The organism is Leeuwenhoekiella palythoae (assembly GCF_020310025.1).
In the GTDB taxonomy this organism is placed as follows: domain Bacteria; phylum Bacteroidota; class Bacteroidia; order Flavobacteriales; family Flavobacteriaceae; genus Leeuwenhoekiella; species Leeuwenhoekiella palythoae.
The window spans coordinates 3,912,358-3,938,505 of record NZ_CP084318.1; the positions used below are offsets into that span (position 1 = coordinate 3,912,358).

The window sequence follows — 26,148 nt, forward strand, 5'->3', positions numbered from 1 at the left end:
TGTAAAGCTACAAATACACCTATTTTGATTTCATTGACCTATGTTATGCTTTGCTGTTAAGAATCTACTAATGTTGTTAAGCCTTGTTAATACTAGCTTCCTTTTCTGCAAGCTCTTTTCGAATGCGGCTTAGCGATTCTGGCTTAATCCCCAAATAACTGGCAATTTTATAATTAGGTACGCGCTGTTCTATATGCGGATAAGTCTCACAAAATTCCAGATATCGCGTGGTGCTGTTTTTTTCTAAACCGTTTTGAATTCGTGAATAGAGCGCTACAAAAGCTTTTGTGAGTTTAATTCTGAAAAATCGCTCAAACTTGGGAATACGCTTGTAAAGTTCTTCGAGCATTTCTTTATTCAATTCTAGCACCGTTGAATCTTCAATACAACTTACACTTAAACGTGCTGGTGTTTCATTAAAAAAAGCTTCAAAATCACTCACCCACCAATCTTCGATTCCAAATTGCAAAATAGATTGATCGCCATTTTCTGAAGTATGAAACGCTTGTAAACACCCCGAAACTACATAGAATTCTGAAGTAACGCGATCCCCGGGACGAATTAGAAGTTCTTTTCTACGCAGTTTCCGAAGCACTAATAAACTACAGAATTCATCAAATTCTTGATCTGAAATTTCAATAACACGCTCCAAATGCTTCCTTAAGACTTTATACATAGCTAATTGTGGCCATTTCAGCCTTAATTTATAGATTTACTAGCAATTGTTTTCCCATCAAATCTATAATTGTTTATAGAATATTTGGCAAGATGCTGTGTTCTTTCCCACTAAATTTAGACCTTATTCTTAACACCATTTATGGATCTTGCAATTATTGAAGTTTTTATCATTTTAGGAATAACCATTTTCCTTTTTGTAACTGAATTATTTCCAGTAGATAAAATAGCGATATTCATCATTATCGCTTTAATGCTTACCGGACTGGTTACTCCGGAAGAAGGTATTAGCGGATTCTCAAACACAGCGACCATTACCGTTCTTGCCTTGATGATCATTGCCGTAGCGCTTGAAGACAATGGAGTGATTGCCTGGTTTACAAGAGGTTTGCAACGCTTGAGCATCATCCCGCTTATATTGCTGATCCCAACATTTATGATCATTACGGCAAGTATCAGCTCGTTTATTAGCACTACTGCCGTGGTAATTGTATTTATCAAAATCATTTTTCAACTTTCTGAGCGTTATGGCGTTGCTGCGGGGAAATTGTTATTACCGGTTTCTTTCGCAGGTATTTTAGGCGGAAGCTGCACGCTGATGGGAACCTCTACCAACCTAATTGTCAATTCTGTTGCGCAGAATCGCGGTGTGGAAAAATTAGGCTTTTTTGAATTTGCTTGGTTTGGTGTCATCTTTCTACTCATTGGCGTGGTTGTAGTAACTATTGGATCAAAATTTCTACCGAAAAAAAATGTTTCTGAAGGATTAGAAACAGATTATGAGATCGATAATCTAATTACCACACTTACCATTAACGGCGATTCTCCTTTGATAGGTAAAGCCATTCAAGACACCTTTTTATTTAAAGACACAGATGTTACGCTTCTGAAACTCATACGCGATCGCGTAGTTACCAATGCTCCGGGGAAATACATTACTCTTGCTGAAAACGATAGGCTTGTTGTTATGGCTGATCTGGAAAATATAGAACGAATTTCCGCTGAAGAGCATCTTACACAACGCGCCTTAAGAAGTAAAAAGGAACAAACTGAAGATACCAAAGTAGCCGACAAGGACAAATCAGATACCAAACGGGATAAACAAGAAATTCAGCTGGTTGAAGTTCTAGTGCTTCCGGGATCAGCATTTATAGGGAATACGCTTAACAACCTTAAAAGACTCAAATTAGAAGGTGCACTACCGATCGCCATTAAAAAGCGCAAAAACATCAGAAATACCACAGAGCGTCTGATCAGGAAAGATTTAAATCAAATTCGCATCAAGCCCGGCGATCGTATTCTTTTAGAGATCACACAAACCGAACTCAATACTTTAGAGCGCCTTGAAGGGATTGTGATCTTAAAAATGCACGAATCTTCAAATACTAAAAATCCAAAGAGAATGTATATCACGGCAGCCATTTTAGTGGCTGTGGTAACGATGGCTGCTTCAGGATTGCTCAGCATTTTAGCGAGTTCACTTACGGGAATTGGTTTGCTTTTGGCAACCAATAGTCTTGAGATGAACAAGATTTATCATAAGGTAGACTGGCAAATTTTCTTTCTACTTGCCGGGATGATTCCGTTAGGTGTGGCGATGACCAATAGCGGGGCAGATCTTTGGCTCTCTGAACAGCTCTTGAACCTTTTTGACGGAAAGAATAATCTGTTTATTCTCGCTGCTTTATTTATGATCACGATGATCTTGAGCGGTAGTATTTCTAACAATGCTACTGCGGTAATCATGGCTCCCATAGCCATTTCAGTCGCAGCAGGTCTTGATCTACCGGCCAAGCCATTTATACTCGCTGTGATGTTTGCGGCAAACTTCAGCTTTTTTACTCCGGTAGGTTATCAAACCAATACACTAATATACAATCTGGGAATCTACCGTTTTAAGCACTTTTTTATAATAGGTGGTATTCTGTCTATCATTCTATGCGTCGCCGCAACCTTACTCCTATCAACCTTGTTATAAATGTAGTATAGCAAACTTCAGGAAAGAATCGTGATAAATAAACTTTAGCGATACTAATTCTTGAAGAACGCCAATAAAAAAAGCAGCTATCTAAAAGAATCAGATAACCGCTCGTTTTGTGATTGATATATAAATTAGAATGTAGATTTAAACCGGCAACAACACATCCTGAGGATGTATTTCGCCAATCGATTTGAAGCACCATTCAGACCAAGCCTGAACGAAGTTTCAACACAATTCATAATTTAAAAGAACTTCTTGATTGATGTTATACAAGTAAGACGCACAAGGTCATTTTTTGTTACAGCAAATCCTTAAAATAGTTGTTAAACTAATCTAAACCTATATAGATGAGGGCATAAAATACATGTACATTTGTTTCTTTATGAAAAATCCCCTAGGAAATAGCAATCTGACCGAATTAAAAAGTAAAGCGCTAAAGTTTTTTGTAAAAACTTTAAAATACATAGAAATAGGATTTCGCTTTGCAACCCTAAAATTCAATTCAGCAATTAAGAAAAAGTGGGTGCGCTATCCACTCTTAGGTTTAGGGTCGCTCTTCTTCTTATTCTCCTTATTTTTCTTCAGTATTTATGTTGGAGTTTGGGGATCACTTCCTTCAAAATATGAATTAAGTCACCTAGAACAATCGCTTGCTACTCAACTTGTTGATCGTAATGGAAAAGTAATAGGTAAATACTATATTTTTGACCGCCGCCCTATAGGTTTTGATGAGATTCCTTCCCATCTAAAAAATGCGCTTATTGCTACCGAAGATGCTCGCTTTTACAAACACGATGGCGTTGACAAAGTGAGTTTAATGCGTGTATTTTTTAAAACCTTGTTAATGCAAGATGATTCCTCCGGAGGTGGAAGCACCATCACGCAACAATTGGTAAAGAACATCTACGGAAGACGAGGATCAGGGGCTTTCAACTTGGTAATATCAAAGTTCAAGGAGTTCATCATCGCGCAGCGTGTAGAAGATGTTTATACCAAAGATGAGATCATCAACTTATATCTCAACACTGTTCCATTTCCTGACAACACCTATGGAATAGAAAGTGCCAGTCAGAAATTTTTTAATAAAGACACCGAAAATTTAACGCTCAATGAAGCTGCTATATTGGTGGGAACATTAAAGGCGAATAACAGTTACAATCCCAGAGTTTATCCTGATCGTGCTAAAAAACGTCGCGATGTGGTTATCAATCAGATGTTGCGTTATAACTACCTGCAACCTCGAGACACTGTGGGGATGGAACGCGACACCATTGTGTTGAGTTATCAAAAGCGAACAGATCTGGGTGTTGCACCGTATTTTAGAGAACTTATTCGTCGCGAAGCGCAAGACCTTTTGAAAAATTATAAGAAGGAAGACGGCTCTTCATACGACCTGTATCAAGATGGTTTAACCATACATACCACCTTAGACAAAACCATGCAGCAATATGCCGAAGCAGGAATGCGGGAACATATGGCAGCGCTTCAAGCACAATATGAGAAAGCTTACGGAAATTACGCCCCGTGGAAACGTGCTTCGGTATTAGAACCAAGTCTTAAAAAACTTCCGTATTACCAACGTTTAGTAAAAGATAGTATTTCGCCTGAAGCATTAGAGGACTCGCTCAACCTCAAGCAAAAACGCAAAATTTTTGATTGGAATACAGACGAGACCACACAAGATATTTCGGTTAAAGACAGCTTAGCACATTATTTATCATTGCTCAATTGTGGTTTTGTGGCTTTAGACCCACAAACAGGTGGCGTTCTTGCGTATATAGGCGGAATCGATTTTGAGAACTTTAAATACGATCACGTGAGTCAAAGTGAGCGTATGGTAGGTTCTACATTCAAGCCTTTTGTTTACACTACTGCTCTAGAACAAGAGATGGATCCTTGCACCTACTACGACGGCGCTCAGGAAATTTATTATTTTAATAATAAAGAGTGGTCGCCGGCAAATGCCGGTGGTGAAGGTGAAGATCTTTCCTATTCTCTTAAAGGAGCGCTGAGTAATTCGATCAATACGGTTGCTGTAAAAGTGATTATTGATGTAGGAATACGCAAAGTGATCAACCAAGCGCGTAGGATGGGAATCTCTTCTAAGCTTCCTCAAGTACCATCTTTAGCTTTGGGTACGGCGCAAATAAAAATGCGTGATCTGGCTTCGGCCTACACCTCTTTTGTAAATGGCGGAAGACCTATGAAGCCGTATTACATTACTAAAATCGTTGATCGGGCGGGTAAAACCATTGCCCAATTTGAGCCTGAAGTTCCTGAAAAAGCAGTGATGCGCAACTTTACACGACAAGCCATGATAGAAATGATGCGCGGAACTGTAAGTGAAGGTACTGCAACCCGACTAAGGTATACGTATAAGCTAAAAAATGACATCGCAGGTAAAACCGGGACCACTCAAGACAATAAAGATGGCTGGTTTGTAGGCCTTACACCGTATATGGTTGCGGTAAGTTGGGTGGGTAATGATGATTACAGAATTGGGTTTAGCAGTACAGGTTTGGGTGCCGGTGCAAATTCTGCATTACCTATTTACGCAAAGTTTATGCAGCAACTCAATCAGGATACCACTTATGCTGAATTGACTAAGCAACGCTTTAAGGCACCAAGCGCTGAAGTGAGAGAAGCGCTAAGCTGTGCTCCTATTGTTAAAGACAGCACTTCTAGAGTTACTAAATTTTTTGAGTCCATTTTCAACGGACAAGAACAAAAATTTATAAAGAAAGTTTATCTAGACGATAACGGTGCTATCATCAGAACAGAAGAAGAACCTGTTATTAGCGATGAAGCAATAGATGAAACGGAAGAAGTTGAAGAAGAGAATACTAGCGGAGGCTTTTTTTCGTTCTTGAAAAGGAAAAAGAAAAATGATGAGGAGAATTAGGATGTTCCTCATTTTTTGGGAATAATATAATTTTAGTGGATAAATGCTAAAAATATCATAAAATTGGTATTTTAATTTGATTTTAAATTTATCCATGTTATAATACGTCCTATTTACTTTTAACAAATAAATTTTATATGAGACAACTCAAAATCACCAAGCAGGTAACCAATCGGGAATCAAAATCTTTAAACACCTATCTACAAGATGTAAGTAAGCTCGATATGATTACTGCTGATGAGGAGGTCGAGTTGGCACAACGTATTCGTGAAGGCGATCAAGTAGCGCTAGAGCGATTGACGAAGGCTAATTTACGTTTTGTGGTATCTGTTGCAAAGCAATACCAAAATCAAGGTTTAAAACTACCCGATTTGATCAATGAAGGTAACGTAGGTCTAGTAAAAGCGGCTAAACGTTTTGACGAAACCCGTGGTTTTAAATTTATTTCGTACGCCGTATGGTGGATTCGTCAGTCGATCTTACAAGCTATTTCTGAGCATTCAAGAACGGTGCGTTTACCTCTAAACAAAATTGGTACGATAAGTAAAATAAATAAGGCATTTTCTTATTTAGAGCAAAGCTTAGAGCGCCCACCATCTGCTGAAGAAATCGCAAAAGAGTTAGACATGACGGTTGCTAAAGTAAAATTAGCAATGAAAAACTCAGGTCGAAATCTTTCAATGGATGCACCTTTTAAAGAAGGCGAAAACGACTCTAACCTTTATGATGTATTAAAATCTGGTGAATCTCCTAACCCGGATGCAGATTTAATGCAAGAATCCTTAGGTACCGAAATTGAGCGTGCGCTTGAAACACTTTCTCCACGAGAGTCTGATGTTATTAAATTAAACTATGGTCTTGGTGGCGAACAGCCTCATACCCTTCAAGAAATTGGAGAAATGTTTGATTTAAGCCGCGAGCGTGTACGTCAAATACGTGAGAAAGGTATTCGTAGATTGCGCCATACTTCTAGAAGTAAAGTGCTTAAAACTTATCTAGGATAAGAGTTTACCTCCTAAAAGTGAAAATAAAAAAAGCGCTGCAATTATATTGCAGCGCTTTTTTTATTTATAACCACCAAAGCGTCTAAAACCCTAAGGCAATTAATTGGTTCACGGTCTAAAATTATTCGATCACGATGTCAAAGCTTTCCTGAACGTCTGTTTCTCCAGCTGCATTTGTGATATCACCTTCGCTCACTCCTTCTGCATCTTTAGAAGGCTCGTGTCTTAAAGTAATCGTGAATGTTCCAGAAGAAGCAGTACCTGCTTGTAAATTGAAGGTTAAACCTACTGGATTAGAAACGCCGTTGTTAAGATATGTATTTTCTGAATCGGTGTAGGTAAAATCAGCATTTAAGTCAGAAGAGGCTTGGAAGAAAAACTGATGTTCATCTGCTTCTTCTTGAATTTCCTCATTGATTACTTCGGCTGGAGTTTCGGTTTCATTTTCTAATAATACACTTCCGTTGTAAAGCATTCCGGCTTGTAAAGCTCCAGAAATACTGATCACGGGTGCGTCAGGACCATCTCCATCAAGATCTCTTGATGTTAAAGTAACGGTTTCTCCGGTTTGTGGTACAAGGGTTACGGTGATCGTGGTGATCACTTCCTCTTCATTGATTTCTTCAGGCGTGTTATCATCGTCAGAAGAACACGAGTTAAGACCAATTACGGCTATAAGAGCCAGTGCAAATAATTTAGTTGCTTTCATAAATAAAAAATTTAGGAGTTAATAATTTAATTTTAATTGAATTCTAAAGTTTCGTCCTAGATCATCAGCAAAATAGCGCTGACGATTTAGGTAGTCACGATAGGCGGTGTTTAATATATTATCTACATAAAAGCCTACGGTTAATGTAGATTGTTTGAATACGTCAAAATCAACAGATGATGTTAAGTGAAATAAGCTGTATGCTTCTGGCGTCCGACTTACCTCTACCCTTTCGGTGGTTTGCTCGCCGGCATCATTGATATAAGTAACCTCAAAGTCGTTATCAGGAAAACGCGTTTGCTTTAAAACACTCTGATTGCGTAAGCCTAATTTGAGATTATTCCATTCCGGTTTTTGAAATCCAAAGGTGGTATTTACATTAGGTGCAGGCATATCTATCAAAGGTCTATTACGTTCTAAATCCTGCCCGTTTACGTAAGCGAATACCGTTTGCAGATCAAAGTTTTCATTAAAAGCGTAAGCGGCACGCAAGTCAACCCCAAACAATCGTGCATCGACCTGACCGTATTGATATACAGGAAAAGCGCCTCTATTTGTATACTGCAATCCACTTGGTTCCATAATGATAAAATCATCAATATGGTTGTAATACGGATTGATCCCAAAGCTTAAACCATCAATTTGACCGGTAAATTCAACACTGGCTTTATAAGATTGTTCTTGATTTAATCTCAAATCACCGAGTTCGATAATCGCTGCAGAGTGGTGCAAACCATCACTAAAAAGTTCCGCAGGATTAGGAGCTCGAGAGGCACTGCTCAAGTTGAATTTTAAATCCCAGTTAGGCTCGATTCGATAGCGAGCGCCTACAGTCCCAGAAAAATTATGATAATCAAAAACAGGATTAACAAGTAGCTGACTATCTGATCGGCTAACCACCAGATCACCAAATTCCTCTTCATACCCGCGACTTTCCCAGCTGCTGTTTAAATAATATTTCTGCGCATCTACCTGCATAAAATCATATCTAATCCCTCCATCTAAGCGCCAATCTGGAGAAAGATCTATATCGGCGGTAGCGTACACGCCTGCAGTGTACATCTCATAATCTGGAATAAGTCTTCTGATTCCTGTATTGGGATCTGGAAAATTTTCTTGATATGAAACTTCTGCACCAAAATTGGCTTTTACCCCCGCCATGGCATCATAAAGAAAGTTTGATGATAACGTATGTGTGGTCAATCTCAAGTCTAACGAGGGCTTATCACTATCATCACCGCGGCGAATATCAAATTCCTTTCGGTTATTTTGCTGAAAAGAATAATCCAGATTAAGCTTTCCGGCATTTTCAAAGCGTTTGTAAAAGCTGAGTTTAGCTAAATGATGGGATACATCTTGTTTAGGAGCATTGATATCATAGGTAAAATCCCGCACGTAATCAGGTGCTCCGCTATTAATAGCCCGAATTAAATCACTCAGATTACCTATATGACTGGCTCTTAAAATACCTATTTCTGAATTGTAGAAACTATAGTAAGCATCAAATCCGTAAGTGAATTTGTTCAGTCCGAATCCCACCGAAAAGTCGCGTTCTCTCAAGCCTGTGTTAGATAATACATAATCTGGTGCGCGCAAATCGCCCGCATATTTGGCTGTTCCCTGACCTTGAACATAAAAACCACTTTTATAAGCTTTCAATAAACTGGTGGTTAGTCCTACGCTTCTTCCATTACTCGCACCGCTTAAAATAGTTTTACCATATAATGTGTCTTTTACTGGAGCCTTCGGCGCATTGGTAACGATTACTCCACCTACGGCGTCACCACCATAGCGTAATGCACTAGCACCTTTGACCACCGTAACATTTTCGGCAGCATTGATATCAAGGTTGGGAGCGTGCTCAACACCCCATTCTTGATCTTCCATTCTCGTACCATTATTTATGATCAGCACCCTACTGCTGTGTAGACCATTAATAACAGGTTTTACCACTGTGCTTCCGGTATTCAGCGAAGAAACTCCGGGAACTTCCCGAAGCGCGTCCCCTAAACTGGCGTTGCTGTACTGCTCTAAGACTTCTGACTTTAACACTTCTTGACTTCCCGATATGGTACCTTGATTTAAATTTTCGCCTTGCACGGTTACTGCGTTGAGCTCTTCGGTGTGATGTTCCAACTTAAAATCCCGTTGCAGGTCCCTTTGCACTTCCACCGTAAATTCAGCAACTTCACATTCTGGATGGGTAATCGTAATGACGTATGTCCCAGCGCACAATCCATCAAGGGTGTACTTTCCATCAAAATCACTTAGCGCGTAAATATCATACCCATTTACGCTTAGTGTTGAATTTGCCAGCACACTTCCATCGTGAAAATCACGCACCACACCAGTGATGCTGTAGTCACAAGTTTGTGCCTGAAGCTGAACTGTAAAAATTAATAAAAGCACTAAACGGAATACGTTCATAGTAAAAGATCAAATACCCAAATCAGGGTGATTAAAAAATAAGAAAAGAAGAATCTCGATTTTTAAGAATTTCAATTGGATGACTCTCATTTAAAATTGAAAGAACAACGCAATGAAATAACCACGGAATCGCACACTACACTGTGGACAATTGAAATACGATAAGCTATCGAAAAAGCTTAACTGATAAGCGCGGGGGGCGCCTTATTGAGGTGGTTTTTTTCTATGTAAAGAAAAAACCGTTTTGTGTTGCTAAAAGTCTGAGGCTTTTTGAGATAAACGAAAATCTCATCCTGCTCTATCTCAAAAACCGGAGGAAGCACAAAATCTAAATGCTGTTTATGGTTGTCCCCCATCAAACAAAGTTCGTGATAGGAATGCCCCGAATCTCTGTCTTTTTTAGCCGTATAATTATGAAGATCTACAATTTTAAAAGCAAAAAGAGCCAAGACCAGCAATAAGCTGATTCCGGCTTTTGAAGTTTTACTTTTTAAAATCATAGGGCAAAACTATAATTTAGATTCTTAGAAAGTGTGAAAAAAACTTAAAATTAACTGTCCTTTAGTCTGGTTTTCGGTGATTTCACGCATATAAGAGAGTTCTGACCGTAAACTTTTGCTAAACTGGTATCCTAAACCACCAAATAACCACGTTCGGTCATAAAGATTTACAGATTGGCCATTGCCTATATTTTTCTCGCCATTCACGAATATCTCGGCAGCCGTCCAGGCGAAAAAAGTCTTTGGTCCCATTGCTTTGGAGTTCAGCGGAAGCTTTGCGTTTAGAAAATAACGGTAACGGGATCTAAAGTCTTGATTTTCTATAAAGCGTTCTTCGATCCTGATGCGATGCAGCAGCGCGATGCGCCCTTCAAATAAGGCATTGGTCCAGATGAGATCCTGGTACAAGCGATTTTCGATGAGTTGAGCATTACTAGGGCCGAAAGTTCCGCTATTGAAAAAAGAATATCCTGCTACAGCTCTAAAAGAGGAATTCTTAAACTTGTAAGATAAACCTGCCCGTAGAATGAATTGTTGAAAATCATGAGCAACATTAAAACTTCGATGCTGAACATCTCCCATTATACCAAAGTTGCTTTGGCCAAAATCTGTCTCAAAAAAGTACATATACCACCCGCCCAATTCGTGATTCCCACGTTGCGCATTACTTTCCGAAGAAAGCAAAAAAGAGGTAGTAACTAAAAGAAATGTCAGATAAAAGCTTCGCGTCCTGCTGTGCATAAGAATGGGGGCTTTTTGGCGTTGGATAAGGGAAAAATACATTTTTCCAAAAGCCATCGAAATGCCTGAAAATTAAAAATTAGTATGTAAAAATAATCCTCGTGAGCTTGCCCTGAGGTAGTTTACTGAGCCGGAATATTAGCATACATCTGACTCAGTTTGAGTCTCAATTTACGCATATAATCTTCTTCTAACCAATCTTTGTAATTTTTAGTATTCTTCATAATGCAGTAAGAATACAAGCGAATACGGTATTGAATCTCTTCTTTAAGTTCGCGGGCAAGAATACGCGCATCAAAAACATCTTCAGTATTCTCAAAAATAATGCGCGCGTGCTGATCAATAGAACGCTCAAGCGCTTCTTTTGATTTCAGACCTTTGGCAAAAACATCTTCGTATTCCTTTTTAATATCAAATTCAATCGACTCACTATTACTGAACTGAGCACGAAGTTCAGGCGGCATCACGTATTCAAAATTGCGCTCAATTTCTTCGTCGCTCACCAAGTTTTCAAGATAGAAATCAGGATATAAGAAAATATCATTCCAATCCATTGGAGCATCCCATAACCCGAAACGCGCCATATTATTCCCCAAATCTATAACTTCAAAGGTCTTCTTATCTGGTAAAACACGCGAACCACGACCGATCATTTGAAAATAAAGCGTCAACGAACGTGTCGCCCGATTGAGAATAATGGTTTCAACGCTAGGTTCATCAAAACCAGTTGTCAAAATACTTACCGAAGTTAAAATAGCATCGGGAGTATTCTTAAACCATTTTAAAATTTCCTTTCGTTCTTTATTGGTGTGCGTATTGTCTAAATGCTTTACATCATAACCCGCCTCTCTAAAGGTTTCATATACGTAGCGTGAGGTATTGATCCCGTTATTAAAAATAAGCGTTTTTGTACCCTTAGCCCGTTCTTCATACGCTGCAAGAAGCTTCTCTTGCATGCTGTGGTTGGTATAGAGTATTTCTGAAGACTTTACCGTGTAATCCCCATTGATCCCTACTTGTAGCGTTTTTAAACCTACATCATACGTATGCATATTGGCTTTAGCCAAAAAGCCTTTTTCAATAAGAGAGCCTATACTTTCACCTATAATAAGCTTACGATAGTTATCCTTCATCGGTAACTTAACGTTAGAACTTAAAGGTGTAGCTGTCACTCCAAGAATAAAAGCATCTTTAAAGTAACTAAATAGCTTTCTAAACGAATTATAATGCGCCTCATCTATAATTACAAGGCCAATATCGTTGATATCAATTTGCTCATCTTGAAGACGGTTATTAAGCGTTTCTACCATCGCTACATAACACATGTAATCTTCGTTGCCTTCAAGAGTTTTAACCTTACTGTTGATGACCATATTAGGCACATCAAAACTTTTAAGCATTTTTGAAGTTTGAGAAGAAAGCTCAATTCTATGTGTAAGAATGACTACTTTTTTCTGTTTTTCTTTAATATAGCGACGTACGATTTCAGAAAAGATCACTGTTTTTCCACCACCGGTAGGCAGCTGGTACAGGAGGTTGAAGTCATCAGACTCCTCCTCCATACAATTAAAGATCTTATCAAGGTCATTTAATTGATAGTTATACAGTTCTTTTCCGTTGCCGTTATCTTGCGCTGATGCTTTTTCGCTCAAAAGTGAAGTTTGTTTAAGGTTCAATTTTGCAAAAATAAGGCATTTTAAGGGCTTATCGAAAGTTTGATTTAAGAATTACATGATTGATAATTTAGATTATAAGTTTTAAAAAAATACGCTTAGTATTACTCTTAATTTTAAAAGGCTCATAAAAACACCAATTATGCCCTCTTAAAACTGAAAAAAATTAGCAAAGTCTTTCAGTAAAAAATACCTAATCTGTTACCTTTGTGGCAACATAAAAAACATCATTTTGAAGAATCCAAAAGCGATAAAACTTATAAACAAGCTCATAGGCGACGTTGAGCAAAATGGTATTATTACCAATACTGTTGTCGAAGATTTACAAAATCTTAGACCCTATGCAGTTGAAGAAAAGCGCCCGTTATTAGCAAAAACAATACGTCTTGTTTTTGAACATATCGAAGCATATCAAACCTTTGACATCGCGATTCCTGACGAGGAGCCGGTAGAAGGATATGAAGATGAGTTTGAAGAAACCGAAGTGACCTCAAGTCCTGCTGAGAGTTTGCTGTATCTTTTAAACTTACTTGCTGAACCAGAAAATAAGGTCAATCGTTTAGATTTAAGAGCCTACGTTGAAGCAATGCAAGAGTATGCTGAAGAGCATTAATCGTATTGAAAACTTATATCTTAGTCATAACCCTTTGACCATACCAATAAAAAAATCGGGAGTGTTTAAAACACTCCCGATTTTTTTGAATCTATCTCAGTTGAAGTTGTGCATCTACTGAAGTCGCACGCTTAAAACCTCTTGCTATAGAATTTCGTTTACTTTTTAGGTGGTTTTGAAGGGCGAACTTCAATCTTACTTGGCAACGTACGCGGATTCATTTTCAATAAGTCTACAACCAGCTCCCCAATATCTTCGCTTTGAATCTTCCAAGCATCTTCTTTTGAAGGTTCATTACCATTAAAATGGGTCGCCACAGATCCCGGCATAATGGTTGACACCTTAACATCATCCTGGCGCAGGTCTAGCATAATAGCTTGGGTAAAGCCGGTTAAACCAAATTTACTTGCGTTATAAGCAGAGCCATTTGCAAAGAAATTAGTACCTGCAAGACTAGATATAGTAAAAATATACCCCTTAGAACGCTTGAGTTCGTTGAGACAAGCTTTCACACTATAGAAAACTCCGGTCAAGTTGGTGTCAATGGTTTCTTGCCATTCATCTGCAGTCAAATCGGTAATACTGGCAAAATGACCTAAACCGGCATTAGCGACCAAAACATCAATTTGGCCAAATTCTTTTAAAACAGCATCTACTGCTTGCACCTGACTTTCCATCGAGCGCACATCAGCTTTTACACCAAGCGATTTACCTTTTCCGCTTTTGTTGAGTTCCTCTGCCGCTTTCTCTGCAGCGGTAAGCGTTCTACTGGTAATGGCTACATTCATTCCTAATTCTAGAAGAGCTTCAGCAACTCCTTTACCTATTCCTTTGGTCCCTCCAGTAATGAGAGCGACTTTGTTTTTAAATTTCTCCATATGTTAAAAATAAGGCTTATTCAGCCCAAGACCCACGCAGCTTTCTTTAAAATTTTGCTAAATCTGGGTATTTATAAAAATATTAGCAGAAACAATTTTTCAACAGGTTTTTCAAGCGGTATATTTGCAAAAAAATTAATGGCGCAAGAGAGCAAAACAAAGAAAAAATCAAGAATCCGTCTGTTACACCAGTACTATAAGTTTACCGGATTCTATTCTTTTATAGGTGGAAGTTTAAAAAAAGCACTTACGCCTGTTATCATATTTGTAGCTGCTTTATTAGCGATACATTATTTTGTTATCGATATCAACGCGCTACTGGTCAAGATGACCGATACCTTCCCTCCTTTTTGGGTACTCACCGTATTTTTTATTTCAGAAAGTATTTTAGGCCTTATTCCACCGGAGATCTTTATTGCATGGAGTGATAAAATGCCAGATCCTATTCTCTATTTGTCACTTATCGCGATATTATCTTATGCCGGCGGAATCATCAGTTATTTTATGGGCCGTGCTTCAACGCGTATTCCTGCAGTACACGATTATTTAGAAGTAAAGATGGCGAAGCATCTTAAAAATGCCCGTAAATGGGGCGGATTTCTTATCATTGTAGGTGCTGTGCTACCTGTTCCTTTTGCGATCAGCAGTATGGCTGCGGGGATGATTAAATACCCATTTATCAATTACCTTTTATTTGGTTTGCTGCGTTTTGTACGTTTTGCCATTTATGGTGCAGCTATTTTTAATTTAGTTTAAATGATTAAAGCTTTTCAGATTTTAAGTATACTAGAGGGTGTTTCTCTTCTTCTTATCCTTTTTGTTACAATGCCTTTGAAGTATATTTTTGATCAAACGGGTCCAAACCAGATTATTGGTATGGCTCACGGCATTTTGTTTCTTCTCTATGTCGTTATGGCGATACTGGTAAAATTTGAATTAAAATGGAACTTTAAAACGCTATTTATTGTTTTGATCTGTTCTGTAATCCCATTTGGCACCTTCTGGATGGAACGTAAGTATCTTAAAAATCAAGCTTAAAATCTAGTTCTGTTATGATAAAATCATATTTAGCTTCGGTATTTTTTCTATTAGGAAGTTTTGCATTTGCACAGCAAGCTGAAGTTCCTCTAATTAAAATTGATACCCTCGCTGATGGTTTTACTTACGACATACGCTACGCAACAGACAATAATTTTTTAAAAGAAGCTTTTTACGATTGTGCTTCGTGCTATCTCAGACCTGAAGTAGCAGCCGCCCTCAAGGAGGCTAATCATTATTTCTGCGAAAAAGGATATCGCATAGTTTTGTACGACTGCTATAGACCTGTAAGTGCTCAAAAGAAAATGTGGGCGGTCTATCCTAACGCGCAATATGTTGCCAACCCCTATACTTCGGGCTCTGTACACAATCGCGGAGCCGCGGTTGACCTCAGTCTTGAAAAATTAGATGGCACACCGCTTAACATGGGAACTGATTTTGATTTCTTCGGAAGGGAAGCACATATAGACAATACCTCTTTGCCGCAAGAAGTGTTAGACAATCGCAAATTGTTACAGGAAGGAATGACGCGTTTCGGCTTTCAAACGATTCGTACAGAATGGTGGCATTTCAACTACAAAAAGAATTATGGCTTTGAGATCATAGATTTTGACTTTGAATGTGATTGATCAAGATCTTTCTCCAAAAACTGAAAACACATAGATTCAAAAAACCGAATGATTTTACAATGATTCGGTTTTTTTATTTTAAAATTTTCAATTATCACATTGATAAATTTTAATTCTTCTAATAAGCCAACATATTCTTCACATTTTTCTCTTAATGAAGTGTTTATGTAGCATTACGCAACACCCATAATTATTCTTAAAACATAGACTATTTGGTAGCATTACTCCCAAATCTTTGTTAAAGAAATACATTAGGAAAACCCTACCCTCTTTTTCCACGTAAGTTTCAATAAGTATTAATAACCAAAGAAACTCAAATTATGAAAAAGAAAAAATTGATTGAGGTAAAAACTCAAACTGTTGGTAGAAACCGCAGAAACTTCTTAAAAGTAAGCGGTCTTGCATTAGCCGGTTCTAGTTTATTATTAGCTGCTTGTAGCGATGATGACGACAATGGCAATATGATGGGCGGCGGAACCTTTGACCTAGGTACTGGTGATGTTGGTGTTTTAAACTACGCATACGCTCTAGAGCAACTAGAGGCTGCTTTTTATACTAATGTTGTTAATGGTTCTTTTTATGCCAGCGCTTCAGCAGACGAAAAAGCCATTTTATTAGACCTTTATAATCATGAGGTAAATCACCGTGAATTCTTTAAAGCTGCAATTGGTGCAAATGTACCTATGGAGCAGCAATTGACTGCTGATCTAGAATTTGATTTTAGTAGTGTAGATTTTGGCGATAGAGACTCTGTTTTAGGAACTGCAAGAGTTCTTGAAGACACAGGAGTAAGCGCATACAATGGTGCTGGCCAGTACATTCAGACTGCTGTGTATCTTACATTAGCAGGAAAAATTGTTTCTGTTGAAGCACGTCACGCGGCGGCAATTCGCTCTATTATAAACGGAAGCGCAGATTATACTGCTTTTGCCGGAGACGATATTATCGATAGCAACGGATTAGACTTAGCGGCTTCACCTGAAGAAGTGATTTCTGCAGCAGGCGGATTCTTCGTAACTCCGTTTACCTATAACAATCCGGGAGCGTAATTACTAACCATTAAAAACTTACTACAATGAATTTAATAAAATTTCTAGACGAATTTACTACAGATAAAATGCAAGAACCTATGACTTCGAGACGGGCTATGTTTGGTCAGTTAGGAAGCATTGGTAAAAAAGCAGCACTTGCGGCAGTTCCATTTGGGCTTGCTACCGCTTCTAATAAAGCGATGGCACAAAGTAGTTCTGGTGATGTTGTTGGTGTACTTAATTTAGCACTTACCTTAGAATATCTTGAAGACGAATTTTATGCAATGGCTTTAGACTCTGGGGTACTTTCAGGCAATGCTAAAGCAGAGGCAATTTATCAACAGATCTCTAAGCACGAATCGCAACACGTAGACTTTTTAACAGCAGCTATTGAAGGTGCAGGCGCAGATCCTGTAGCTAAACCTTCCTTTGATTTTACTGCTGGTGGTGCATTTGACCCATTTAATGAAAACGGTGCCGGGCAAGCTACTGCATATGCTCAATTACTAGCCTTAGCGCAAGCATTTGAAGATACAGGAGTACGTGCTTATAAAGGGCAGGCTGCAAACCTAATGGGAAGCGCCGGTGTTTTAACGGCAGCATTACAAATACATTCTGTTGAAGCACGTCACGCTTCTGAGATCAGAAGATTAAGAGGTCTTGAAGGATGGATCACTGGTAACCAAAGAGGTGCCGGTATGCCGGAAGCTACACAAGCTGTATATAATGGTGAAGATAATATCTCACAAGGCGGTGTAGATGTAACGACCTTAGGTTCTGGATCTCCATTCACAATGGATGCTGCAACACAAGCATATGACGAAATCCTAACGAGGGACGAAGCGGTTACAATTGCAAGCTTATTTATAGAATCATAAGACTTAGTTTCTTTTTATAAATACCAATCCCTTACCGATCATTCGGTAAGGGATTTTTAGTTTAGCGCATAAAAAAACCTGATGGATTTCCATCAGGTTTTTTAAGTAAACAGTATTGTATAACTATTACTTCTTCTTTTCAACCTTGGCGGGCTCGTTCAGTTTCTTGGTAAGTTCCAGCGAGAGCGCAGTACGCTCAAACTTCATCTTACCGGCTCCTGATTCTAAGATCACCGTAGTATCATTTAAATCTAAAATTTTTCCGTGAAGACCGCTCTTGGTAATGACACGATCTCCTCTTTTTAATTCTTCAGCGAATTTTTTCTCTTCCTTTTGACGTTTCATCTGCGGGCGTATCATAAAAAGATAAACCACGGCGATCATCAAAAGAATAGGTAAAAAACTTGTTATTTGTTCCATTTATAAGTGCTTATCCGTTTACAGCCGGTCCTTCAGCCGATTGTACAAATGCAGTGATTTTTACGGTTTCAGATCCTTTTTCAGTGTTAGATTTTACAGTAACAATTTTAGTTACAGCGTTAAGACCACTTCCGTTATATTTTACTAAAAGCTCTCCGGTCTCTCCTGGCTGAATAGGTTCTTTAGGATAACTTGGTACTGTACAACCGCAAGTACTTGTAGCATCTACAATTACTAAGGGTGCTTTACCGGTATTTTTAAATTTAAAAACGTGCTCTACAGCAGTACCGCGCGCAATATTACCAAAATCATAAGCGCTCTCTTCAAATTCCATAGTTGGGAAAACAGTAGCATCTGCATCACGAGTTGCAGCCATCTCTACATTTTCTCCTTTTACTTTGTCTGAAGCATTGTCTTTACAAGACGTAAATGCTACTGCAGCAACAAGACCTACTGCTAAAAATACTTTTTTCATAATTCTATTACTTTTTTAGAGTTTCAAAAATACAATTTTAATCCATACCCTAGTATGCCGGCTTTATCAGGAAAATAGGTGCGATGCACCTACGCAAACAAGCCTAATTATAGTTGATCTGGATATTGTATAAATCATTTATTCAATAAGACCTCTACCGGCTTTATTGAGCCTATTGTCTTTTTTATACTTTTTAACCAAACGATCCAGAACACCATTTACAAAAATGCTACTCTTGGGCGTTGAGTATTCTTTAGACAATTCTAAATATTCATTGATAGTAACCTTCACAGGGATCGAAGAGAATCTCAGAAATTCGCACAAAGCCATCTTGATCAATATTTTATCAAGTGTCGCAATACGGTCCTGATCCCAGTTTGGCGTGTTACCTAAAATTTCAGCTTCGTACTCCTCGTCATTACGGGCAGTACGCAACAATAAATCTTTTGCAAACTGACGGTCTTCTTCATCTTTATACAGTTTAGGCAAAATGGTACTTTCAGGAGAATTAGGCTTGATCTTACCCAAACGCTTTACAATTGTGGTATTAACCACAGGAAGATCATCAACCCAGGTTAAACGGTAATCTTCCAAATAATCATAAAGCTTATCATTAGGCGCTACAAATTCAGTAAAAAAGTCAATTACAAAATCACGATCTGTTTTAAAGTCGCTGGTTTCAGAGGCCATATATTCCGCATAAAAATCACTTGCGATGAGTTCGTTGTATAGCAAAACAACATACTCATTATCTAACCTCCAGTTATTAAGTTTAGCTTTTTTAAGTTCTTTTTGCAGTAATTCGTTTTCCGAAAGCTTAACCAGCACCGGATTGTTTACAAATTTGAGATTAGGATTCTTCTCAGATTCTGTGGCCAGCATTTTTTGCTGAGAGCGCTCCAGAATGTCTTTAGCGTGTGCGTGTATCTCTACAAGCAGATCTACAATCGTAAGATACAGCTCATACATTTGAGCAGTACTCGCGTTTAAAAACTTTTCTTCCTTTAGTAGATCAGGTTGTTCTGATTGATGCAGCGCATACAATGCCTGCATAACTTTTACGCGAATGTGCCTTCTGTTAAGCATAATTCAAAAGAACTTTTGGTTATTTGGGTTTCGTATTATTCAAGCTAACCAGCCAGTTTGCCCGTTTGGACAAAATCGATGCAAAAATACATTTTAAATGATTTTTCTAACAGCATAATTAGACTTTTATATAAAAAATCTAAACCGTGCTATTCAAGCCGAATCGCTTATCTTTGCGCGGCTTCGCTAAGCTAATCTCCTTTTCAGCTTTTTAGCGCAGTCCCAATTGCATACTATGAAAGAACTTCAGCATCTCAATAAGTATTTTAAAAAGTATAAATGGAAGCTTATTCTAGGCTTTTTCATCGTACTTGTGGCACGCATATTTGCCATTCTCACGCCTAAGTTTTCGGGCGATATGATCAAATATGTGGAGAATTACATTAGTGATGGTGGTGATTTAAGCGAACTCAAGCAGCAACTCCTGATGACGCTGTTTTTACTTCTGGGTGCCGCGCTGCTTTCGGCCTTTTTCACCTTTTTGATGCGTCAGATGTTTATCGTGGTTTCACGCTATATGGAAGCTGATCTCAAAAACGAAGTGTATGATCAATATCAAAACCTGTCGCTTAGCTTCTACAAAAAGAATCGTACGGGAGATCTGATGAACCGTATCAGTGAAGATGTCAGCAAAGTGCGTATGTACTTAGGCCCCGCTATAATGTATGGCGTAACTACGGTCATTCTATTTGCTACCGTGATCCCGTATATGTTTTACACGGCTCCTGAACTTACGTTATACGTGCTCATCCCCTTACCTATTCTTTCTGTTGCGATTTATCAATTAAGCCGACTTATTCATAAACGCAGTACCATCGTACAGCAGTACCTGTCGCATTTAAGCACCTTTACGCAAGAATCTTTCAGCGGTATCGGTGTGATCAAAGCTTACGGTATCGAACCTCAAACCTATGAGAATTTTGAAAAACTGAGTGAGACCAACAAAAAAAAGAACTTAGATCTCGTTAAAGTGCAAGCCTTCTTTTTCCCGTTGATGATCGCTCTTATTGGGGTCAGCAACTTGCTGGTTATTTATATAGGTGGAAAAAAATATATAGACGGAAGCATTCCTGATCTGGGAGTCATCGTTGAGTTTCTGATCTACGTCAATATGTTGACTTGGCCGGTAGCTTCTGTAGGCTGGATCACTTCTTTGGTGCAACAAGCCGAAGCTTCTCAGAAACGCATCAACGAATTTCTAAAAGAAAAGCCCGAAATCGTAAACAAAACCGAAGCCCACACGCCGGTAAACGGAAGCATCAAGTTTGACAACGTAACATTCACCTACGAGGATACTAATATAACCGCTCTTAAAGAGGTTTCTTTTGAAGTTAATCAAGGCGAAACATTGGCGATCATCGGTAAGACCGGTTCAGGAAAATCAACTATTCTGGAGCTTATTGGTCGCTTGTACGACACTACAAGCGGAGTGATCACCGTTGACAACACGCCTATTGATCAATTGAATCTTAAAGACCTGCGTACCAGCATAGGTTATGTACCGCAAGAAGCCTTTTTATTTAGCGACAGTATCAAAGAGAACATCAAGTTTGGTAATAACAATGCTACTGATGCGCAAGTGATTCAGGCTGCAAAAGATGCTGTGGTACACAATAATATCGTAGATTTTTCAAAAGGATATGATACCATTTTAGGAGAACGAGGTATTACCCTCAGTGGCGGTCAAAAGCAACGTGTTTCAATTGCCAGAGCAATTATTAAAGATCCGCAGATCTTACTTTTTGACGATAGTCTTTCGGCAGTTGATACTGAAACCGAAGAAGAAATCCTGAGCAATCTCAAAAAAGTGGCTGCAACCAAAACTACGATTTTAGTAAGCCACCGTATCTCTTCCGCAAAAAATGCAGATAAAATTATCATTCTGGAAGAAGGTGAGATCATTCAACGCGGAACCCACGCAGATCTTATCGCAGAAGAGGGATATTATCAAGAACTCTACCGAAAACAATTAGACGAAAAAGAAATGGAATAAAATTTTGTACACCATTTAATTTTTTTCCATTTTTGAAAGTATAAAGCGTATTAACTAAACATAGATTATGAGCAATAATGAAATGAAGGGGAATGATGAAATATTCTCGAAAGTGTTAAGAGCAGGTCGTCGCACCTACTTTTTTGATGTACGTTCTACACGTGCGGGAGATTACTACTTAACCATTACTGAGAGTAAAAAGTTCACAAATGATGATGGTTCCTTTCACTACAAAAAACATAAAATCTACCTTTATAAAGAAGATTTTGAAGGATTCTCTGAGATCTTAAATGAAATGACTGCTTACATTCTTGATGAAAAAGGAGAAGAAGTCATCAGCGAGCGTCACCAGAGTGATTACGTTAAAGAAGAAGATAAAGAGCCTGTATTAGAAGGCAAATCGGCAAAAGCTTTTACTGATGTAAGTTTTGACGATATTTAAAAATCAAATCCCAAGATTTTAAAGCCGCATAGTTTGCGGCTTTTTTTGTACCCTGATTTTAAGAATATCCTAAAATACGCGATTTGTAGCGAGAAGAAGTCCGCACAATTTAAACCTTGTGTTCCGTGGTTATCAAAAGCAGTTCTTTAAAAAATGATATATTTAAAACCATACTAAAAGTTATATACTATTCTATGAAACAACTCCTACTCCATCTTTTCTTGATTTTTACAATTTTTCAGTCCACCGCGCAGGTGATGCACCCATCGCTGGATTACTACTTGCCTGATGATGTTACCTACGATCCTGAGATCCCAAAACCGCAGGAGATTTTGGGCTATGTGCCGGGAGAATGGCACGTGAGCCACGATGCCTTGGTAGGTTATATGCGCACGATGGCAGCGGCTTCAGATCGCATAACTATTGAAAACAGAGGTACTACCTATGAAGGCAGACCTTTGTTGCTACTTACGATCACTTCTCCTGAAAATCACGCCAATCTAGCTCAAATTAAAGAAGAACATCACGCCCTAACCGAAAGCGGCGGCGCCAATATGGATACCGAAACGATGCCTATTGTAACCTACCAGGGTATGAGTATTCACGGTAATGAGCCCAGCGGTTCAAATGCCGGTTTGCTGGCCGTTTATTATCTGGCTGCGGCACAAGGAGCTAAAATTGATGCAATGCTTCAAGATGTGGTTATTCTATTTGATCCTTCCTTTAATCCTGATGGGCTTCAGCGTTTTTCGTACTGGGCAAACACCAACAAAAACCAAAACTTAACCACTGATCCTCAAGATCGCGAATACAGCGAGGTCTGGCCGGGCGGTCGTACCAATCATTATTGGTTTGACCTTAATAGAGACTGGCTTCCGGCAGAATTACCGGAATCTCAAGTGCGCATTAAAACCTTTCACGAGTGGTACCCTAATATTTTGACAGATCATCATGAGATGGGAAGCAACTCTTCGTTCTTCTTTCAACCGGGGATTCAAAGCCGTACGCACCCTTTAACACCAAAACTCAATCAAGAGCTCACTGCAGAAATTGGTAAATACCACGCTGCCGCTTTTGATAAGATCGGTTCATTTTACTATACTGAAGAAGATTACGACGACTTCTATTACGGTAAAGGCTCTACTTTTCCGGATATCAACGGGAGTGTAGGAATTCTTTTTGAGCAAGCGAGTTCGCGAGGTCACGTTCAGGAAACTGATAACGGACTCCTAACGTTTCCGTTTACGATACGCAATCAGTTTACTGCTTTTCTTTCTACCATTACCGCCGCACAAGGTATGCGTAAAAAGATGCTGGATTATCAGCGTGACTTTTATGTAAATAGCAGAAATGAAGCAGGAAAAGACGCTTATATCTTCGGGAGTAAAAACGATCCGGCGCGGGCTGCACATCTTGCAAAGCTTTTACAGCGCCATAAAATCGCAGTGTACAAACCTTCAGAAAACTATACTACTAAAGACTTGAGCTTTGATACTGAGAGTAGTTATGTGGTTCCCAAAACGCAAAAACACAGCCGATTATTAAGGGGAATGTTTGAAAAACGCACCACTTTTGAGGACAGCTTGTTTTATGATATTTCGGCTTGGAGTTTTCCTTTAGCCTTCAACTTAGATTTTAGCGACAGCGCTCCGGCGAGTATTGCAGGTACAAAAATAGACAGCGTTGCTTTGCAAACACCGCTTAGCTTATCTCGCAGCGAGTATGCATATATATTGCCGTGGGGAAATTATTATGCGCCTAAAGCCCTTAATGCAATCTTGAATAAAGGGATTCGTGCTAAAGTGGCCTTGCAACCCTTTAGCGTTGGTGGAATCGATTATGACTACGGAAGCGTGATGATTCCTGTTCAAAATCAAAGTTTGAATGCTGCGGACCTTCAGGCATTTTTAGATGATGTCGCTAAAGCCTCACACTTGAATATTGATCCTGTAAAAACCGGTTTGACTGAAGGTATCGATCTTGGGAGTCGCAAATTTGAAGCTTTAAAACCTCAGAAGATCGCGTTGCTCGTAGGCGACGGCATCAGATCTTATGATGCAGGCGAAATCTGGCATCTGCTCGACACCCGTTTTGACATCAGCATTACAAAACTAGATACCCGTAATTTTAACAGAACAGACCTGTCACAATACACCACGATTATTATGCCTACCAGCGGCTGGGGCGGCGGTTTAGGCGAGTCGGCAGGAACTAAAATCGCTGCTTGGGTGCGCAATGGCGGGACGCTTATAGGCTTTAAAAATGCCGCGCGCTGGATCAAACGTCAGGGATTAGTTGATTTTAGAGAAGTAGAAACCGAAAATCCGGCGAAAGAGGTCACTTTTGAACAACGCAGTGACTTTAATGGTGCTCAGGTGATTGGCGGTGCGATCTTTAGCGCCAAGCTTGATCGCTCTCATCCTATTGCTTATGGGTATGATAATGCAGCCATCAGTTTGTTTAGAGACACCACCTTGTTTATCGAAGCAGACGAGACCAGTTATAAAAACCCTATTTTATATACCGAAGAACCGCTTGCAGCGGGATACATCAGTCCCATCAATTACGAAGCCATCAAAGGCACACGCCCTTTTGTACACCAATCTTCAGGCCGCGGTGAAGTGCTGATATTTACAGACAACACCAACTTTAGAGCCTTCTGGTACGGGACTTCTAAGCTTTTAATGAATGGTATTTTCTTCAGTAATCAGATGTAATTCTTCTACTGAAAGAATTGAAAGACAAAGCCTCGTGAAAACGGGGCTTTTATTTTTCCGCCAGATGGTAAGCCGACTTTAAACTTTTGGTTCCTGAAATCAGCAGTGCGAAGGCTAAGAATGCCACACTACACATCACCAAATACATCGCAAGATCTGTACGTGCTTGAAAATAACTTACTAAAGCCGAACCAATAGCACCCATTACCATTTGTATCGCTCCTAACATTGCCGAAGCATTTCCGGCGGTATGGCCCAAGCGCACAAGCGATAATGCTGATGCGTTAGGAAAGATAAAGCCCAAACAGCACATATACAGAAAGATAAAAACAGTGGTTAAGTACAATCCACCTACTTCAAAATAGCTAATCGCAACTAGTGCCACTGATAGTAAGCACTGAAATACTTGAGCTACAGGTACCACCTGCGCGGTTTCCTTCTTTTTTAAAATCAGATTATTTATTTGACTCGAACCGATCAGACCTGCTGCGATGATCGCAAAAATGATACTATATTCAGTTTTACTGACCGCAAACAATTCTAAATAAATGTGGGGCGACCCGCTGAGATAAGAATAGATCCCTGCATAAGCAATAGATCCCGAGATCGCATATACCGCAAATTGTTTATCTAGTAGTACTTCTCTATAATTCTTCAAAACCGGCTTCAGGCGTAAAGAATGCTGTGGATTCGCAGGCTTACCGTGCGGAAGTTTAAAATACGAACCTATAAAAACCAAGAGCGTTAGAATACTCAAGCTGGCAAAAACCCAACGCCATCCCAACTGAATAGTGATCAATCCGCCTAAAGTTGGGGCGATTATAGGCGATACAGCCACAACGACCATCAACAGCGAAAATACCTGAGCGACTTCTTTATCTTCAAACAGATCGCGCACAAGAGCACGAGCAGCTACCATTCCCGCGCAAGCGCCAACTGCTTGAAAGAATCGCAAACCGATTAAAATATAAATATCAGCAGATAAGGCACAACCTAGAGAAGCGAGAAAATAAATAACAAGACCTATGTATATAGGCTTTTTGCGACCAAAACGTTCTAGCATCGGCCCATAGATGAGTTGCCCGATAGAAAGCCCGATAAAAAAGCTCGAGAGCGTATAAGAAATCGTGCTGATGTGTGTATTGAGCTTTACCGCGATATCTTCAAAGGCCGGTAAGTAAATATCTGTTGCGATAGGGCCTAAAGCCGTAAGTAAACCAAGAATTAATATTAAGCCGGGGGATTTTCTTGTTTTTACTTCACTCATAAAATTAAAATTAAATAAGTGCACAAAGTTAAGCCTCGCAAGAGAAACAAACTCCTGCGAGGCTTAGGA

General features: G+C 39.2%; 23 protein-coding genes. 12 read left to right on the top strand and 11 right to left on the bottom strand.

The annotated features are described in order from the left end of the window. Positions 1 to 76: 76 nt before the first annotated feature. Positions 77 to 676: a Crp/Fnr family transcriptional regulator gene (locus tag LDL79_RS16800; RefSeq protein ID WP_167596942.1), complete on the bottom strand. Its 600-nt coding sequence runs from the start codon at positions 674 to 676 to the stop codon at positions 77 to 79. Positions 677 to 817: 141 nt separating this feature from the next. On the opposite strand from LDL79_RS16800, the gene LDL79_RS16805 reads away from it, so the two are divergent. From LDL79_RS16805 to LDL79_RS16815, 3 genes are all read left to right on the top strand, one after another. Next, positions 818 to 2,653: an SLC13 family permease gene (locus tag LDL79_RS16805; RefSeq protein ID WP_225598584.1), complete on the top strand. Its 1,836-nt coding sequence runs from the start codon at positions 818 to 820 to the stop codon at positions 2,651 to 2,653. 385 nt (positions 2,654 to 3,038) lie between these two features. Beyond that, positions 3,039 to 5,558 carry a transglycosylase domain-containing protein gene (locus LDL79_RS16810; protein ID WP_225598585.1) on the top strand — a complete coding sequence of 840 codons (2,520 nt, stop codon included), beginning with the start codon at positions 3,039 to 3,041 and terminating at the stop codon, positions 5,556 to 5,558. A 137-nt stretch (positions 5,559 to 5,695) separates the two neighbouring features. Continuing rightward, positions 5,696 to 6,562 carry a sigma-70 family RNA polymerase sigma factor gene (locus LDL79_RS16815; protein WP_009780064.1) on the top strand — a complete coding sequence of 289 codons (867 nt, stop codon included), beginning with the start codon at positions 5,696 to 5,698 and terminating at the stop codon, positions 6,560 to 6,562. 121 nt (positions 6,563 to 6,683) lie between these two features. Here LDL79_RS16815 and LDL79_RS16820 read toward each other — a convergent pair whose 3' ends face one another. From LDL79_RS16820 to LDL79_RS16840, 5 genes are all read right to left on the bottom strand, one after another. Continuing rightward, positions 6,684 to 7,271 carry a type 1 periplasmic binding fold superfamily protein gene (locus LDL79_RS16820; RefSeq protein WP_225598586.1) on the bottom strand — a complete coding sequence of 196 codons (588 nt, stop codon included), beginning with the start codon at positions 7,269 to 7,271 and terminating at the stop codon, positions 6,684 to 6,686. An 18-nt stretch (positions 7,272 to 7,289) separates the two neighbouring features. Next, positions 7,290 to 9,698: a TonB-dependent receptor gene (locus LDL79_RS16825; protein WP_225598587.1), complete on the bottom strand. Its 2,409-nt coding sequence runs from the start codon at positions 9,696 to 9,698 to the stop codon at positions 7,290 to 7,292. A gap of 179 nt (positions 9,699 to 9,877) precedes the next feature. Further along, entirely contained in the window at positions 9,878 to 10,198 is a 321-nt protein-coding gene (locus tag LDL79_RS16830) for a hypothetical protein (RefSeq protein WP_167596937.1), read from the bottom strand. Between the two features lie 24 nt (positions 10,199 to 10,222). After that, positions 10,223 to 10,882, bottom strand: coding sequence for a DUF2490 domain-containing protein (locus LDL79_RS16835; protein WP_225598588.1), 660 nt, complete (start codon positions 10,880 to 10,882; stop codon positions 10,223 to 10,225). A 179-nt stretch (positions 10,883 to 11,061) separates the two neighbouring features. Then, positions 11,062 to 12,591: a DEAD/DEAH box helicase gene (locus LDL79_RS16840; RefSeq protein ID WP_072982860.1), complete on the bottom strand. Its 1,530-nt coding sequence runs from the start codon at positions 12,589 to 12,591 to the stop codon at positions 11,062 to 11,064. A gap of 253 nt (positions 12,592 to 12,844) precedes the next feature. Here LDL79_RS16840 and LDL79_RS16845 point away from each other — a divergent pair, with 253 nt between their 5' ends. Beyond that, on the top strand, positions 12,845 to 13,225 hold the full coding sequence (locus LDL79_RS16845; RefSeq protein ID WP_167596935.1) for a hypothetical protein: 381 nt from the start codon (positions 12,845 to 12,847) through the stop codon (positions 13,223 to 13,225). Positions 13,226 to 13,383: 158 nt separating this feature from the next. Here the strand turns inward: LDL79_RS16845 and LDL79_RS16850 are convergent, their stop codons facing one another. Then, positions 13,384 to 14,103: an SDR family oxidoreductase gene (locus LDL79_RS16850; RefSeq protein ID WP_225598589.1), complete on the bottom strand. Its 720-nt coding sequence runs from the start codon at positions 14,101 to 14,103 to the stop codon at positions 13,384 to 13,386. 138 nt (positions 14,104 to 14,241) lie between these two features. Here LDL79_RS16850 and LDL79_RS16855 point away from each other — a divergent pair, with 138 nt between their 5' ends. The 5 genes from LDL79_RS16855 to LDL79_RS16875 all read left to right on the top strand — a co-directional run bounded on the left by LDL79_RS16855 (position 14,242) and on the right by LDL79_RS16875 (position 17,679). Continuing rightward, positions 14,242 to 14,859: a YqaA family protein gene (locus tag LDL79_RS16855; protein WP_167598845.1), complete on the top strand. Its 618-nt coding sequence runs from the start codon at positions 14,242 to 14,244 to the stop codon at positions 14,857 to 14,859. Continuing rightward, positions 14,860 to 15,141, top strand: coding sequence for a DUF3817 domain-containing protein (locus LDL79_RS16860; RefSeq protein WP_072982305.1), 282 nt, complete (start codon positions 14,860 to 14,862; stop codon positions 15,139 to 15,141). It begins immediately after the preceding gene. A 14-nt stretch (positions 15,142 to 15,155) separates the two neighbouring features. Further along, positions 15,156 to 15,770, top strand: coding sequence for a M15 family metallopeptidase (locus LDL79_RS16865; protein WP_225598590.1), 615 nt, complete (start codon positions 15,156 to 15,158; stop codon positions 15,768 to 15,770). A gap of 320 nt (positions 15,771 to 16,090) precedes the next feature. Next, on the top strand, positions 16,091 to 16,819 hold the full coding sequence (locus LDL79_RS16870) for a ferritin-like domain-containing protein (protein WP_225598591.1): 729 nt from the start codon (positions 16,091 to 16,093) through the stop codon (positions 16,817 to 16,819). Between the two features lie 26 nt (positions 16,820 to 16,845). Continuing rightward, on the top strand, positions 16,846 to 17,679 hold the full coding sequence (locus tag LDL79_RS16875; protein WP_225598592.1) for a ferritin-like domain-containing protein: 834 nt from the start codon (positions 16,846 to 16,848) through the stop codon (positions 17,677 to 17,679). 126 nt (positions 17,680 to 17,805) lie between these two features. Here the strand turns inward: LDL79_RS16875 and yajC are convergent, their stop codons facing one another. The 3 genes from yajC to nusB all read right to left on the bottom strand — a co-directional run bounded on the left by yajC (position 17,806) and on the right by nusB (position 19,660). Then, positions 17,806 to 18,099, bottom strand: coding sequence for a preprotein translocase subunit YajC (gene yajC / locus LDL79_RS16880; protein ID WP_009780051.1), 294 nt, complete (start codon positions 18,097 to 18,099; stop codon positions 17,806 to 17,808). 10 nt (positions 18,100 to 18,109) lie between these two features. Next, the gene (locus LDL79_RS16885) at positions 18,110 to 18,574 is read right to left on the bottom strand and encodes a DUF1573 domain-containing protein (RefSeq protein WP_072982313.1); all 465 of its coding nucleotides are present in this window, start codon (positions 18,572 to 18,574) and stop codon (positions 18,110 to 18,112) included. A gap of 138 nt (positions 18,575 to 18,712) precedes the next feature. Beyond that, positions 18,713 to 19,660 (bottom strand): transcription antitermination factor NusB, encoded by a 948-nt coding sequence (nusB, locus tag LDL79_RS16890; protein WP_072982315.1) that lies wholly within the window; start codon positions 19,658 to 19,660, stop codon positions 18,713 to 18,715. Between the two features lie 235 nt (positions 19,661 to 19,895). Here nusB and LDL79_RS16895 point away from each other — a divergent pair, with 235 nt between their 5' ends. From LDL79_RS16895 to LDL79_RS16905, 3 genes are all read left to right on the top strand, one after another. Continuing rightward, a complete protein-coding gene (locus LDL79_RS16895) occupies positions 19,896 to 21,653 on the top strand; it encodes an ABC transporter ATP-binding protein (protein WP_225598593.1) in 1,758 nt (585 codons plus the stop codon). A 67-nt stretch (positions 21,654 to 21,720) separates the two neighbouring features. Beyond that, entirely contained in the window at positions 21,721 to 22,095 is a 375-nt protein-coding gene (locus LDL79_RS16900) for a PUR family DNA/RNA-binding protein (RefSeq protein WP_072982319.1), read from the top strand. A 194-nt stretch (positions 22,096 to 22,289) separates the two neighbouring features. Continuing rightward, complete coding sequence (locus LDL79_RS16905) at positions 22,290 to 24,812, top strand: M14 family zinc carboxypeptidase (protein WP_225598594.1); 2,523 nt, start codon at positions 22,290 to 22,292, stop codon at positions 24,810 to 24,812. 49 nt (positions 24,813 to 24,861) lie between these two features. Here LDL79_RS16905 and LDL79_RS16910 read toward each other — a convergent pair whose 3' ends face one another. After that, positions 24,862 to 26,079, bottom strand: a complete 1,218-nt coding sequence (locus LDL79_RS16910; RefSeq protein ID WP_225598595.1) for a multidrug effflux MFS transporter — start codon at positions 26,077 to 26,079, stop codon at positions 24,862 to 24,864. Positions 26,080 to 26,148: the final 69 nt, after the last annotated feature.